Here is a 13,859-nt window from a genome sequence, read left to right as displayed (position 1 = left end):
GGCGGCCACCCGAAGGTGTCCGCCCTTTTTCGTCGCCAGCCCGGTTCAGCGGGACAGCTTGCCGTCCAGCGAGAACTTGCCGGCGCCATCGATCAGCAGCGCCACGCTGATCATCAGCAGGGTCAGGGCATATTCATAGCCGTTATCGGTGATGAAGAAGCCATTGCCGATGTGCACGCTGAAGATCGCCACGATCATGGTGAAGCCCACCACCACCGACGCCGGACGCACCAGCAGGCCGATCACCAGCGCCAGGCCGCCGAAGAACTCGGCGCTGCCGGCCAGGGTCGCCAGCAGGTAGCCAGGGGTCAGGCCGATGGATTCGAACCACTGCGCCATGCCGTTCAGGCCGGCGCCGCCGAACATGCCGAAGAGCTTTTGCGAACCGTGGGACATCAGGGTAAGACCGGTGACGATACGCAGGATGGCCAGGCCGGCACCGGCGTTGGTCGACAGGATGGTCTTGATCAGTGGATTCATGGTGCGTCCTCAGGTGTGGGATAAGATGGGCACACTATAGGCAAGATAATTCGATATTAAAACCGTAAAAAACGCGTTATCAATATCGAATTTATAGATTATTTTTGAGCCGTCGCCGTCTTCGCACGCACCCCGGGCTCCAGGCGAACCCGTTCGCGTTCATATGCAAGGTAGTACTTGTTGACGCTGCTGACATAACTCACCACACCCATGCCTATCTCTTCCGCAGCCACCCGCTCGACCTGGAAGAACCAGCGATTCGGATCGAGCCCCCGGCGACGCGCCTGGGTGCGCAGGTTCTGTACCCGCTCCGGGCCCATGTTGTAGGCCGCCAGAGTGAACGCCAGGCGCTCGCGTTCGTCGAGGTGCTTGCTGGAGAAGAACTGCTTGCGGATCTTGGTCAGGTAGCGACTGGCGGCCAGCACGTTGCTGTCCTTGTCGTGCACGTTGCCGACCCCGACGCTGCGCGCCGCCGCCGGGGTGATCTGCATCAGCCCGCTGGCGCCGCCGGAACCGCGCGCCTTCGGGTTCAGATGCGACTCCTTGTAGGCCACCGCCGCCAGCGCCAGCCAGTCCATGCTGCTCTGCCGCGCGTAGCGCTGCAGCAGTGGACGGACCGCTTCCAGGCGCTTGCGGTCCGCCGCGCCGAGGGGGTTGCGGACCTTGTAGGCGCGCCGGTAGACGCGCTGGAAAGCCACGTCCTGGTCGGCCGGCGCGCGGTAGTCGGCGAGGAAGCGGTCGATGGTCGCGCGCAGGGTGCTGGCATCGCGGCGCACGTACCAGGCCATGTCGGCGCGATTGTCCAGCACCAGGTGGCGGTCGACGCGCAGCTTCGGCAGCACCTTGGCCCAGCGTTCGGCGATGGGCTGCTCGACCACGGTGAAGCCGAGGATGCCTGCCTGGACCATTTCCATCACATCCTCGACGGCCAGGGAAGCGTCCAGCTTTTCGATCCGGATCGGTGCCATGCGGCGTTGCGCCAGGCGCTGGTTGACCAGTTCGATGGCGCCCTCGGCGGCGCTGCCGGCCGGCAGCGGGATGGTCCGCCCGGACAACTGCTCCAGGCGCGTGTAGCGCCGGTTGCCCTTGCGCGCCACCAGCACCAGCGGCACATCGGCGCGCACCGGCGCGCTCGGGCTGACCTGCAGGCCGTCGTGCGCCGGCAGCAGTTCGCCGGGGGCGACCAGGTCGCCTTCGCCACGCTGCAGGGCGGCAAGCAACTGGTCCTTGGGCTTGGGTATGAGCTTGAGGGTGAGGTTCCGCGCGGACGGCGAGCGGCTGTTGAGGTATTGCTCGAAGGCGCGCAGGCGACGGTACTCGACGCCGATCGGCTCGCCCTTCACCTCGCCCGAGCTGTTGCGGCTCTGGTTGACCAGCACCTTGAGCACGCCAGCGCGGCGGATGCTCGCCAGGTCGCGGGTCTCCGGCTGTTCCCTGTGCCAGTTGTCCGGCTGGCCGGTGATGCGCGCAGCCGCCGGCAAGGGTGCGAGCACCAGCAGGCAAAGCGAAAGCAGCAACAGACGCGTCATCCAGGTCTCCAGAGGCCAGGCTCGATGTCCCTCTCCGGGGGACCGGATCAATCAGAGCATGGCAGTCTTGGCAAGTTCCTCTCCGACAGCGGCTGCAAACGGAGGCATTGGGTAGATAATCCGGGCGCCGAAGAACCCGATCTGCGATTATAACGGATTGTTCTACAAGCGGTTTGCCACCCATCTCCCGGCGGGTCCGGCGCGATCGAGGGGGCGCCGCCTCGCTGCGAATTCCAGGAAGGCACCATGCAACTCATCGATATCGGCGTCAATCTGACCCACGCCAGCTTCGCCCCGGAACGTGAAGCACTGCTCGCCCGCGCGCGCGCCGCCGGGGTGGTGCAGATGGTCATCACCGGCACCAGCCTGGCCGACAGCGAACAGGCGCTGCAGCTCTGCGGCGAACTCGACGAGGGCGGCCGGCTGTTTACCACCGCCGGCGTCCACCCCCACGAGGCCAGCCACTGGAACGCCGACACCGCTCGCGGCCTGCGCGCCCTGTTCGACGACCCGCGGGTACGCGCGGTGGGCGAATGCGGCCTCGACTTCAATCGCGACTTCTCTCCCCGTCCGGCCCAGGAAAAGGCCCTCGAGGAACAACTGGCACTGGCCGTCGAGCTACAGCGTCCGGTGTTCCTCCACGAACGCGACGCCAGCGAGCGCCTGCTGGCGATCCTGCGCGACTTCCGCGATCGCCTGCCGGCCGCCGTCGTACATTGTTTCACCGGCGAGCGCCGGGCGCTGTATGGCTACCTCGACCTCGACCTGCACATCGGCATCACCGGCTGGATCAACGACGAGCGCCGCGGCACCCACCTGCATGATCTGGTAGGCGAGATCCCGGTCGGCCGTCTCATGCTGGAAAGCGACGCGCCCTACCTGCTGCCGCGCAGCCTGCGGCCGAAGCCGAAGAACGGGCGCAACGAGCCGGCCTACCTGGTCGAGGTGCTCGACTGCGTGGCCCGCCATCGCGGCGAGAGCTCAGAGCGCCTGGCCGCTCACACCAGCGCCGCGGCGCGGGCGTTCTTCGGCCTGCCGACGATCGACTGAGATCGCCCTCAAGCTCCCGGCGGATCGGCCGCTAAGCTGACGAACGGTCTCGTTGACCCGCATCAACGATTGCCCCTTACTCAGCTTTCAAGATAATGGCGCCTTGCCATTAGCTTGCCGATAAGAAGAAATCCCCCTATGGGCACCTGGATCAGCGACATTCCACTGAAATACAAGTTCTGGGCCGTCAACGCGGTGGCCTTCTTCACCACCCTGCTGCTGGTGTTGTTCGCCATGCAGCAGGAAGCCGCCGGGCGCAACGCTTCCGCCCAGCGCGCCGCCGCCGCCGAGGGCGAGCTGGTTCAGAGCTGGCCAGCCGGCAGCGCCCTGCCCGCCCGCAGCAACCTGCTGCCGCTGGAACAGGCCGCGAGCCTGGGCGGCACCGCTGCCCAGGCGCTGGGCAAGGGGCAGGGTTGGATCGAGTTGTCCGGCGCGCGCCAGGGCGATACCCCGCTGCTCGGCGCCTGGGTCGGCCAGACCGGCTCCGGCCAGCGCTTCGCCGTGCTCGCCCCGGCCAGCGACCTGTGGCAGGTCTTCGCCGACCGGGCCGGCGCCTACGCCGTCGCCGTGCTGGTGCTGATGCTGGCGCTGCTGGCGGCCTCGCAACTGCTGATCCGCTTCATCCTCACCCACCTGCATACCCTCAAGGACGTGATGCTGCACGTCGAGAAGAGCGGCGACCTGTCCGCTCGCGTACCGCTGCAGGGACGCGACGAAGTCGGCCAGATGGCCAGTGCCTTCAACGCCATGCAGGCCGGCTACCAGCGCATCGTCGGCACCGTCGCCGCGGCCGCTACCAAGCTCGACGAAGGCGCCCAGGCGCTGGCCCGCAGCATGGGCCAGGTACGCCAGGGCATGCTCGGCCAGCAGAGCGAGACCGACCAGACCGCCACCGCGATCAACGAGATGTCCACCACGGTCTTCCATATCGCCCAGCACGCCGCCGACACCCGTGACCAGTCGCAGGAAGCCGACCGCCTGGCCGGCGCCGGCCAGCAGGCGGTGAGCCGGGTCAGCGCGTCGATCGCCGGGTTGTCCCAGGGCGTCCAGGACACCGCCGAGATGATCCAGAAGCTGGCCGAGGACAGCCAGAAGATCAGCGGCGTGGTCAACGTGATCCACGGCATCGCCGAACAGACCAACCTGCTTGCCCTCAACGCCGCCATCGAGGCCGCGCGGGCCGGGGAAATGGGCCGCGGCTTCGCCGTGGTGGCCGATGAGGTGCGCAACCTCGCCCGTCGCGTGCAGGACTCCACCGACGAGATCACCCAGATGATCCTCGCCCTGCAGTCGGGTACCCGCGACGCCGTGGAGTTCATGCAGGAAAGCTCGCTCAAGGCCGACGGTTGCGTCAGCCAGGCCGGCGACGCCGGCGAGGCGCTGGCGGCGATCGCCAACGCGGTGGCGCAGATGCGTGAAAGCAACACGCAGATCGCCGTCGCCGCGGAACAGCAGAGCCAGGTCGCGGAAGAGATGACCCGTTCGGTGGTGGGCATCCGCGACGTCACCGAACTCACCGTGCAGCAGACCGTCGAGTCGGCGGCCACCAGTCAGCAACTGGTCGACCTGGCGGGCGATCTGACCCGCGCCATCGGCCAGCTACGCCTCTGATCCGCAGGCGCACCTGCCTATCGCCCGGATAGGCAGGAATCATTCGCCGCGCTGCCGCACCCCGCCTAGACTCGACGACATGCAAGGATCCGCCCCGCGGGTCGCCGTCACGGAGTACCGAGAACATGGGCAAACGTCATCCCAACCTGCTCGCCTGGCAATGGCGCGGCTATGCCGCCAACCACCGCAACCCGACCAACCTGGTCCTGCACCTGATCGCCGTGCCGCTGTTCATCGTCGCTGCGATCCTGCTGCTCGGCGGCCTGTTCGGCCTGGACCTGCTGCAGGTGGTGCTCGGTGTCATCGGCATCGGCGCCGGCCTGGCGATCCAGGCCAAGGGACACGCGCTGGAGGAACAGGCACCCGAGCCATTCAGCGATCGGCGCGACGCTGTCAGTCGCCTGCTCGTCGAGCAGTTCGTCACCTTCCCCCGCTTCGTCCTCAGCGGCGCCTGGTGGCGGGCTTGGCGCGAACGGCATAAGTGACAGTTCGTCCGGGATTTTGCACAGCCCTTCAGTTTTAGCGCGACGCTGCCGATATAATCGACGGAATCCTGTCGTGGACCGACAACATGCCGTCAACGCGTCAATTAATCGTCTTTCTCTGTTGCCTGGGGCTGCCTCTTGCCCAGGCCGCGGAGCCCGTGCCGCTGGGCGGACGTCCGATCGTCACCCTGCAGCGGTCCGGCGACGCTCCCGTACGGCTGACCCTGTCCGACCTCGAAGCCCTGCCCAGCGAGACCCTGGAAGCCCAGCTCCCCGGCGAGGCCAACGCCCGCTGGCAAGGCGTGCGCCTCAGCCTGTTGCTGCGCCACCTGGACCTGGCGCCGCCCACGCGCCTGCGCGTGCTGGCGCTGAACGACTACTCGGCGATCATCCCGTACAGCGACCTCGACAGCTACCAGCCCATCCTCGCCTATCGCCGCAACGGCGCCTACATGGCGATCCGCGAACGCGGACCGCTTTTCATCATCTACCCGATGGCCCGCTATCCTGAGTTGAGAAACCAGGTCTACTACAACCGTACCGTCTGGCAGGTCAGCTCCATCACTCTTGAGTAAGTAACGGACATGACTGTGCCGCTGCTCGATCCGACAAAGCTGCGCCGGCAACGCCAGATCATGGGGCTGTTGCTCGGCCTGGTGCTGCTCATGGCGCTGATCGCCGGGGCTGCGCTGTGGCTGGCGGTGCGCCAGGCCCAGCAACTGGCCCAGCCGAACCTGCACAACGAGCTGTGGCAGACCTACTCGCTGCGCGCCGAACTGGATCGCACGCTGGACGCCGCGCGGCACACCGAGAGCGGCGAAGGCCAAGCCGACGACCTGGCGATCCGTCTCGAAGTCCTCGCCAGCCTGATCGCGCCGCTGCGCCGCCAGTCGTTGTTCAGGCATCTCGCCGAACCGCGTCCGGAGGTACAGGCCACCCTGCAACGCCTGATCGAGCTCAGCGATCGCTGGTCGAACCAGGCCCCCTGGGGCGATCCCGTCGCCGCGCGCCGCCTGGCCGCGGAGATCGTCCAGCAGGTTCCGCCCTTGCTCGAACCGACCCACCAGATCGTCGTCGCCAGCAACATCGCCCTGACCAACCAGTTGGACGTCGACCGCAAGCGCCTGCACCGGGCGTTCTACGCGTTGTTCTGGGCCCTGCTCGGGATCGGTGCCGGCGGTGCCCTGCTGGTGCTGCGCCTGGTCACCGACTTCAAACGCGCACAGCAACTGGCCGGGCATCTGATCGAGCTTAACGCCACCCTGGAGAAACGCGTCGGCGAGCGCACCCGCCAGCTCAGCGAAGGCAAGGCGCTGCTGCATTTCATCCTCGAGGCCAGCCCGAGCGACGTGGTCCTGCTCAGCGCCTGCGGCGCCAGCATCCATTACGTCAGCCCACGCCTGCTCAAGCGCCTGGGTTGCCAGGCCCAGGACGACTTCAACCTGCCCCGGCTGTTCGCCAGCACCAGCGAATACAGCCGCCTGCAGAACGCCCTGGAGGCGCGCGGCCAGGTGGATGGCTGGGAAGCCCAGCTATGCGGGGAAACGCCTTGCTGGGCGGTGATCTGCGCGCGCCACCTGGAAATCGACGGCGAGCCGGCGACCCTGATCTGGTGCTACGACATCAGCCGGCGCAAGGCCATGGAGCAGGAACTGCGCCTGCTGGCCAGCACCGATACCCTGACCGGCCTGCACAACCGCCACTCGTTCCTGCACCAGGCGGAACTCATGCTCAAGGCCGCCGAACGCTTCCGCCACCCCTGCGTGGCGCTGATGCTGGACATCGACCACTTCAAGAACATCAACGACAGCCACGGCCACCTGACCGGCGACCGCGCCCTGCAACGTGTCGCCGAGACCCTGCGCCAGGGCCTGCGCGAGGTGGACCTGCTCGGTCGCCTGGGCGGCGAGGAATTCGCCGCGCTGCTTCCAGAGGTCAGCCTGGACCAGGCGCTGGACGTCGCCGAACGGCTGCGCGCCGGCGTCGAGGCGCTACGGGTGAACAATCCCGACGGCGAACCGCTGCGGATGACCGTGAGCATCGGCGTCGCCCTGCGCAGGGACGCCGGGGACGACCTGGAAAGCCTGCTGGTGCGCGCCGACAGCGCGCTCTACCAGGCCAAGAGCGGCGGGCGCAACCGCACCGAGTACGCGCCCGCCTGACATGCGCCTCAGCCGAACACCGTGACCATCTGCCGGCTGATCGCCAGCAACTGGCCGTCGGCGCTCCACATCCGCGCCGCCACGTGGCCGTAGCCGTCGCGCGCCTCCTCGATCTCCGCCAGGTAACGGCACCAGTCGCCGCTGCCCTGCTGCGGCAGCGGCTGGAGGAACTCGGCGGTCCAGGTCAGCGAGCTGGCCATCGCCGGGGTGCCCAGGTGCGGCAACAGCGCCGGCGGCCAGGAGTCGAGCAGCGCCAGCAGGTGGGAAACCTCCATGGGCTCTCCCTCGGGTTCGTCGCGGAAACGCATCCAGCCGCCCATCTGGCGCGACTTGTTCGAAGAGAACGGCAGGCCGCCCACTGCCCAGCGCATGGCGATGTAGCGAGTGAACTCCGGGGTCACGTTACGGATATAGGGCAGCTCCTGGCTCTCTTCGGGGCCCTTCATCCCGGCCGCCGGCAACGCTTCCACCGCCACCGCCGACGCGCGGGCGACGCCGAAACTGGCCTGGACCAGCGTCACCACCTGCTCGCCCTGACGGACCTCGACCTGTACCTGGCTCACCGCCTTGCCCTCGCGCAACAACCGGGCGCTGAAGCTCGCCGGCTGCTCGGGGGCCAGCGGTCCGACGAAGCTGACGCCGATGGAGCGCAACGGACGCCCCGCCTCAACCACCGCAAGCATGGCCTCGTAGGCCAACGCCACCACCAGGCCACCGAAGGTGGCGCGGCCCTGGCCCCAACTGGCCGGTACTACCACCGAGGAAGGGTCGCGGCGGACCGCCTGGATCAATTCGGAAAAATTCATGTGTGCCTCGCGAGGGGATTCGAGGGCCCATCTTAGGCGAGGCGATCCTTGGGAAAAAGCCGATCGGAATACCGGCGGCCTCAGTGCCCGGCAAGCGCCTGCTGCAATGTCGACAGGGCCCGTCCGGCACGCTCCCGGGCCAGTTCGAAGCGTGCCGTCCAGACCTCGCGCACGGGCGCCAGGTCCGGCTCGCGCTGGCATCGCAACAGCCACTGTTCGAGGTCGTGCCAATCGCCCAGCGCCGACTGGGCCGCCTTGAGCGACGCCAGCAGCGAGCCGGGAATGCTGCAATCGTGCGGATAGGCCTCCAGCCCGTAGCGCACGCGCTTGATCCGCAGCCGTAGCGGGTGCCAGTGCTCGTAGGTGGTGTCCGCCAGCTCGGCGCGCAGGGTCTTCCATTGCCGGCGCAGGCGCTTGCGCACCCGGCCGTGCAGGCCATCCAGCACGGCATGCCGCTGGGCCGTACGCAACAGGGCCGGCCAGACGTCCAGGCAAAGCTGCAGGCGGTGCAGCGGCTGGCTGGCGAGAACCGCCACGTAGCCGGACTCCAGCACCGGCCGGCGCACCGCCAGCGCATCCCGCAGCCCTTCGGCGGCGAGCGCCGGCAGCAGCACCTCCAGGTCGCGGATCGGCCCGCTGAGCCGCCCGACCTCGGCGGCGGCATGCTCCAGCTCCTCGACGCCGGGGACTCCGCGGATCGGCCGCAGCAGGCTGCGCAGACGGCGCAGGGCGATGCGCAGGTCGTGCAGTGCCTCGCCATCCGTGCGCGCCTCCAGGCGGGCGACCGCCGACATCAACGCCACCTGCTGGCCGATCACCTCGGCCAGCAGTTCATCGATGAACCCCGTCATGCCTGCTCCTCTCCCCGGCCATCCCGCGTGGGCGTGCGCACCAGGCGCCAGGGCAGCGCCCGGCGCAATGCGCGCAGACGCAACCCTGGATCATCGGCACCGCCGTGTCCATAGCGTTGCGCTTCGAACGCGCCGACGAAGGCCGCGATGGCTGGCGCCTGCGCCGGCAGGACGCGGGCGGCGCGCTCGCCGTAGGAGCGTAGCCCTTCGCCGGGGGAACGGCGCAGGCCATGCATCTCCAGCAGGCGTTCGAAGCGGCGCAGTTGGCGGCTGCGCAGATCGTCACGGCCTTGCCAGGGCTTGAGCAGGAACAGCGCGAGCAGACCGACCGACAATATCGCCGCGGCACCGAGCAACAGGCCCAGTCGGGTCGGATCGAGCCCGCCGAACCAGCGCTGCAGGAAGGCGCCCTGCTGCTCACCCTGGTAGGCCAGGACCCAGCGTTGCCAGCCATAGTTCAGGCTGTCCCAGGCCAGACGCATGTCGTTGAGCCAGGGCAGGCCACGGTAGCGCAACGGCGACAGCGGTGCGTCGGCGAGGTACTCGCTGTCCCCGGCCAGGGCCTGCTCCAGCCCCTGTTCGATCCGTTCGGGCGCCACCTGGTAGGTCGGGTCGACGCTCAGCCAGCCCTGCTCCGGCTGCCAGTATTCGACCCAGGCGTGGGCGTCGAACTGATGCACCAGCAGGTAGTTGCCCGCCGGATTCAGCTCGCCGCCCTGGTAGCCGGCCACCACTCGCGCAGGAATGCCCGCGGCGCGCAGGACGAAAGCCATCGCCCCGGCGTAATGCGCGCAGAAGCCGCTGCGCGTGTCGAACAGGAAATCGTCCACCCCGTCGGCACCGGTCGCTGGCGGTTTCAGGGTGTAGGCGAAAGGCTCGCGGTTGAAGCGCTGCAACAGGGCCGCGACCAGTGCCTGCGGTTGCGCATGGGCCTGGCGCAGTTGCTCGGCCAGGGCGCGCGCGCGCGGATTGCCGTGCATCGGCAACTGCAGGTTGCGCCAGCGCATGCGCGGATCGATGCTGGACTCGCGCAGCGCCTGTGGCCAGGAACTGGCTCGGTAGAACAGACGTTGCTCGACCGGCTGCCGCCGCTGCAGGTGGAAATCGCTCATCAGGCGCGTGTCGGTCTGGTCGGTCTGCGCCACGTCGAGGGCGAACAGCCAGGGCTGCGAACTGGGCTGCATGATCACGTCGTAGCGCAGCTCGGGGCCACGCTTCTGCCAGTGCATAGCATCCTCGCCCGACCATTGCGGCGCCTGAGCCCAACGTCGTCCGTCGAAACGCTCCATGGTCAAGGCGCGCCAGTAGAGCTGCTCGCGCGGCGGCGGTGCGCCCTCGAAGCGGACCCGGAACGCCAGTTCGGCGGAGCGCCCAAGCTCGGCGATATCCCCTGGCGCCATGCTCTCCGAGAGTCCGGTGACCCCCTTGTTGCCGGGCATCGGCAACGACCACAGCGGCCCCAGGCGGGGGAAGAACAGGAACAGCAGGAGCATCAGCGGCAGCGCCTGCAGCAACAGCCCGCCGGCCAGCCGCAGGGTCGGCCAGGGCCGGCTGGCGAAAGCGCTCTGCTGCAAGCCGATCAGCGCCGCCAGCAACGCGGTCACCGGCAGCAGGCTGTACAGCGCGGCGAGGAAACCGTCGTCGAACAGGTAGCCCACCACCACTGCGAAGAAACCGAGGAACACCAGTACCAGCGCATCGCGGCGGGTCTTCATTTCCACCAGCTTGAGGATGAACGCGGCGATCAGCAGCACCGCCCCCGCGTCCAGGCCCACCAGGCTGCCGCGCGACAACCAGACCCCGGCCCCGGCGAGCAGCGCCAGGGCCAGCTTGACCCAGGCGCGCGGATAGCCGGCACGCATGCGGAAGACCTGCACCCGCCAGGCCGCGCAACCGAGCCACATGGCCGCGATCCACAGCGGCATGTAGGCCAGGTGCGGCAGGATCACCAGTACCTGCGCCACCAGCAGCCAGACCAGCGCGACCCGCGGAATCGCGTTCATCGCGCCGCTCCGAACAACGCCAGCGCGCGCAGGCAGGCCTCGCGCTGGGCCTCGCCGCTGGCCGGTTGCAGGCGTGTGCCGGGCAGCGCCAGGCCATAGGGCTGCTGCCGCGCGGAGAGTTCCAGGACTGCATGGCACAAGCGGCCCAGGCGACTTTCGAGATCCCCGCCGATGCGCTCGAATTCCAGCCACAGGTCTTCCCCGCCGAGCGCGGCGAAGTCCTTCACCAGCAGCCCCTGGCCACGGGAAAACGCCTTCCAGTGCAGGCGCCGCCGCGAGTCGCCAGGCTGGTAGGCGCGCAGTCCCTGGTAGTCGTCGACGCCCGCGCTCGCCAGCGCGCGCCCCTGGTCCTCGGCATCCTCCGCGCCCGGCCCGAGGAACGGCTCGCCGGCCAGCGGCCGAGGGTAGACCAGCGCCTGCTGGCGCAGGTCGACCCAGCTCCAGGCCACCAGCAGGCCGAGGGGAAAGCGACTCTCCACCCGCAGGCGCCCCGGCCGCAGCCAGCCGCGTCGCTCGGTCGGGTGGAACAGCAGCACCTCGGCAGCCGCGTCGCCTGCCAGGTCGGCGTATTCCAGCGGCCGCTCCGGCCAGCCGACGGCGATGGCCTGGCGCGCCCGCCGCGGGCTTTCCAGGCGCACCCGGAAACCGGCGCGCTCGCCGGCGAACACCGGGTCCGCTCCCAACGCGGTGAGGCGCAGGCCGGCAAGGTTGCGATAGGTATGGAGGATGGTCACCACGCCCAGGGACAGCAGCAGGAAGGTCAACCCGTAGGCCAGGCTGTTCTGGTAGTTGATCGCCGCCAGCAGCATCACCAGCAGCGCCAGGCCGAAAGCGCCGCCCTGGCGGGTCGGCAGGATGAATACGCGACGCTGGTTCAGCTCGACGCTGCTCGCCGGCGGTATCCGCCGGTTCAGCCAGCGCTGCCAGCGCGGCCAGTTGCGCAGGCGCATCAGAGCGCCGGGACTTCGCGCAGCAGCCATTGCACCAGCGCGCCGCCACCGTGCCCGGTGGGGTCCGCCTGGTCGCGCAGGCGATGCCCGGCGACCGCCGGCAACACCGCCTGGACGTCTTCCGGAATCACATAGTCGCGTCCCGCCAGCAGCGCCCAGGCACGCGCCGCGGCGAGCAACGCCAGGCTACCGCGCGGCGACAGGCCGAGGGCGAAGGCCGGCTGCGTGCGGGTCGCTTCGACCAGGCGCAGCACGTAGTCCACCAGCGCATCGCTGGCGCGGACCTTCGGCACTTCGGCCTGGAAAGCGGCCAGCGCCGCGTGGTCGAGCAAGGGTTCCAGGCGCGGCAGCAGATCGCGCCGGGCTTCGCCGAGCAACAGCGAGCGTTCCGCCGCGCGCCCGGGGTAACCCAGCGACAGGCGCATCAGGAAGCGATCCAGCTGCGATTCCGGCAGGGAGAAGGTGCCGCCCTGGCTGGCCGGGTTCTGCGTGGCGATGACGAAGAACGGTTCCGGCAAGGGCCGGGTGGCGCCCTCGATGGTCACCTGGCCTTCTTCCATCGCCTCGAGCAAGGCGCTCTGGCTTTTCGGCGTGGCGCGGTTGATCTCGTCGGCAAGCACCAGTTCGGCGAAGATCGGCCCGGGATGGAAGACGAATTGCCCGCTGTCCTTGTCGAACACCGAGGTACCGAGGATATCGCCCGGCAGCAGGTCCGAGGTGAACTGGATGCGCTGGAAACTGAGCCCGAGCACCCGCGCCAGGGCATGGCTGAGGGTGGTCTTGCCCATCCCCGGCAGGTCTTCGATCAACAGGTGCCCACGGGCCAGCAGGCAGGCCAGGGCCAGGCGCACCTGGCGGTCCTTGCCCAGGAGAATCTCATCGACCGCCTTCAGGCAGGCTTCCAGGGTGTTCAGCATCCCGACCTCGCGTTTCCGGGGAAAACAGCGATCCTACTGGCCTGGGGCCAGCCGGCAAGGCACTTGCAATTTTTCCTCACGAAACTGTGAAACCGTTGCCACCGGTACTTGCCGGAGTGCCCGCTACAAGCCTAGACGCTGGGGAGGGACAGGCGCCCCCCTGGGCGCCGGCGCGGATGATGCCTGCGCCAGTCCGGCTCGACACGGCGCGCGACGGTCGCCGACGGCAGGCGTGGGGGAAGCCGCCTCAGCCCAGTTCGGCGACGATCGCCGCCAGCGCCTTGGCCGGGTCGGCGGCCTGGCTGATCGGCCGGCCGATCACCAGGTAATCGGAGCCGGCGTCCAGGGCCTGGCGCGGGGTGAGGATGCGCCGCTGGTCGTCCTGGGCGCTGCCGGCCGGGCGGATGCCCGGCGTGACCAGTTGCAGGCCCGGATGGGCGGCCTTCAGCGCCGGCGCTTCCTGGGCCGAGCAGACCAGGCCGTCCATGCCGGCCTTCTGCGCCAGGGCGGCGAGGCGCAACACCTGCTCCTGGGGCTCGATGTCGAGGCCGATGCCCGCCAGGTCCTCGCGCTCCATGCTGGTCAACACGGTCACGCCGATGAGCAACGGCCTGGGCCCGCTGAAGGCCTCCAGCGTCTCGCGGCAGGCGGCCATCATGCGCAGGCCGCCGGAGCAGTGCACGTTGACCATCCACACGCCCATCTCGGCGGCGGCCTTCACCGCCATCGCCGTGGTGTTCGGGATGTCGTGGAATTTCAGGTCGAGGAACACCTCGAAGCCCTTGCCACGCAAGGTCTCGACTATACCCGCGGCACAACTGGTGAAGAGTTCCTTGCCGACCTTCACCCGGCACAGTTTCGGGTCCAGCTGATCGGCCAGCGCCAGGGCGGCCTCACGGGTGGGGAAATCCAGGGCGACGATGATGGGGGACTGGCAGGCGGACATGGGCTCTCTCGCGGCGAATCGAAAACGGCGCGCATTGTCGCAGAATCCGGCCGTTTGCCGTAGCCCGGA

General features: G+C 68.7%; 13 protein-coding genes. 5 read left to right on the top strand and 8 right to left on the bottom strand.

What is annotated here, in order from left to right; all coding sequences use genetic code 11:
* Positions 1-45 precede the first annotated feature (45 nt).
* Both HMPREF2716_RS19850 and HMPREF2716_RS19845 read right to left on the bottom strand, forming a co-directional pair.
* Positions 46-480, bottom strand: a complete 435-nt coding sequence (locus HMPREF2716_RS19850) for a DoxX family protein (RefSeq protein WP_003090958.1) — start codon at positions 478-480, stop codon at positions 46-48.
* A gap of 98 nt (positions 481-578) precedes the next feature.
* The gene (locus tag HMPREF2716_RS19845) at positions 579-2,009 is read right to left on the bottom strand and encodes an MltF family protein (protein WP_003114749.1); all 1,431 of its coding nucleotides are present in this window, start codon (positions 2,007-2,009) and stop codon (positions 579-581) included.
* A gap of 246 nt (positions 2,010-2,255) precedes the next feature.
* Between HMPREF2716_RS19845 and HMPREF2716_RS19840 the strand changes: the two genes are divergently transcribed.
* From HMPREF2716_RS19840 to HMPREF2716_RS19820, 5 genes are all read left to right on the top strand, one after another.
* Positions 2,256-3,059, top strand: coding sequence for a TatD family hydrolase (locus HMPREF2716_RS19840; protein ID WP_009876725.1), 804 nt, complete (start codon positions 2,256-2,258; stop codon positions 3,057-3,059).
* Between the two features lie 138 nt (positions 3,060-3,197).
* Complete coding sequence (locus tag HMPREF2716_RS19835) at positions 3,198-4,670, top strand: methyl-accepting chemotaxis protein (protein WP_003110283.1); 1,473 nt, start codon at positions 3,198-3,200, stop codon at positions 4,668-4,670.
* Positions 4,671-4,795: 125 nt separating this feature from the next.
* The gene (locus HMPREF2716_RS19830; protein WP_003101677.1) at positions 4,796-5,155 is read left to right on the top strand and encodes an Mpo1-like protein; all 360 of its coding nucleotides are present in this window, start codon (positions 4,796-4,798) and stop codon (positions 5,153-5,155) included.
* 86 nt (positions 5,156-5,241) lie between these two features.
* Positions 5,242-5,730, top strand: coding sequence for a putative pterin-binding protein (locus HMPREF2716_RS19825; RefSeq protein ID WP_003119860.1), 489 nt, complete (start codon positions 5,242-5,244; stop codon positions 5,728-5,730).
* Positions 5,731-5,739: 9 nt separating this feature from the next.
* Positions 5,740-7,317, top strand: coding sequence for a GGDEF domain-containing protein (locus HMPREF2716_RS19820; RefSeq protein ID WP_003119859.1), 1,578 nt, complete (start codon positions 5,740-5,742; stop codon positions 7,315-7,317).
* Positions 7,318-7,325: 8 nt separating this feature from the next.
* Here HMPREF2716_RS19820 and HMPREF2716_RS19815 read toward each other — a convergent pair whose 3' ends face one another.
* From HMPREF2716_RS19815 to pyrF, 6 genes are all read right to left on the bottom strand, one after another.
* Positions 7,326-8,123 (bottom strand): acyl-CoA thioesterase, encoded by a 798-nt coding sequence (locus HMPREF2716_RS19815; protein ID WP_003090970.1) that lies wholly within the window; start codon positions 8,121-8,123, stop codon positions 7,326-7,328.
* An 80-nt stretch (positions 8,124-8,203) separates the two neighbouring features.
* The gene (locus tag HMPREF2716_RS19810) at positions 8,204-8,974 is read right to left on the bottom strand and encodes a CHAD domain-containing protein (protein WP_023089274.1); all 771 of its coding nucleotides are present in this window, start codon (positions 8,972-8,974) and stop codon (positions 8,204-8,206) included.
* Positions 8,971-10,977, bottom strand: a complete 2,007-nt coding sequence (gene tgpA, locus HMPREF2716_RS19805; protein WP_023517768.1) for a protein-glutamine gamma-glutamyltransferase TgpA — start codon at positions 10,975-10,977, stop codon at positions 8,971-8,973. The genes HMPREF2716_RS19810 and tgpA overlap by 4 nt, the downstream gene beginning before the upstream one ends.
* On the bottom strand, positions 10,974-11,927 hold the full coding sequence (locus tag HMPREF2716_RS19800) for a DUF58 domain-containing protein (protein ID WP_031628648.1): 954 nt from the start codon (positions 11,925-11,927) through the stop codon (positions 10,974-10,976). Before HMPREF2716_RS19800 ends, tgpA begins: the two co-directional genes overlap by 4 nt.
* Positions 11,927-12,844, bottom strand: coding sequence for an AAA family ATPase (locus tag HMPREF2716_RS19795; protein ID WP_003090974.1), 918 nt, complete (start codon positions 12,842-12,844; stop codon positions 11,927-11,929). The genes HMPREF2716_RS19800 and HMPREF2716_RS19795 overlap by 1 nt, the downstream gene beginning before the upstream one ends.
* A gap of 247 nt (positions 12,845-13,091) precedes the next feature.
* Entirely contained in the window at positions 13,092-13,790 is a 699-nt protein-coding gene (gene pyrF, locus HMPREF2716_RS19790) for an orotidine-5'-phosphate decarboxylase (protein ID WP_003090975.1), read from the bottom strand.
* Between the last annotated feature and the right edge of the window lie 69 nt (positions 13,791-13,859).

The sequence above is a fragment of the Pseudomonas sp. HMSC076A11 genome, assembly GCF_001810205.1.
In the GTDB taxonomy this organism is placed as follows: Bacteria; Pseudomonadota; Gammaproteobacteria; order Pseudomonadales; family Pseudomonadaceae; genus Pseudomonas; species Pseudomonas aeruginosa.
Note: the sequence above shows the minus strand (reverse complement) of the source record. Positions and strands in the feature narration are given on the sequence as shown.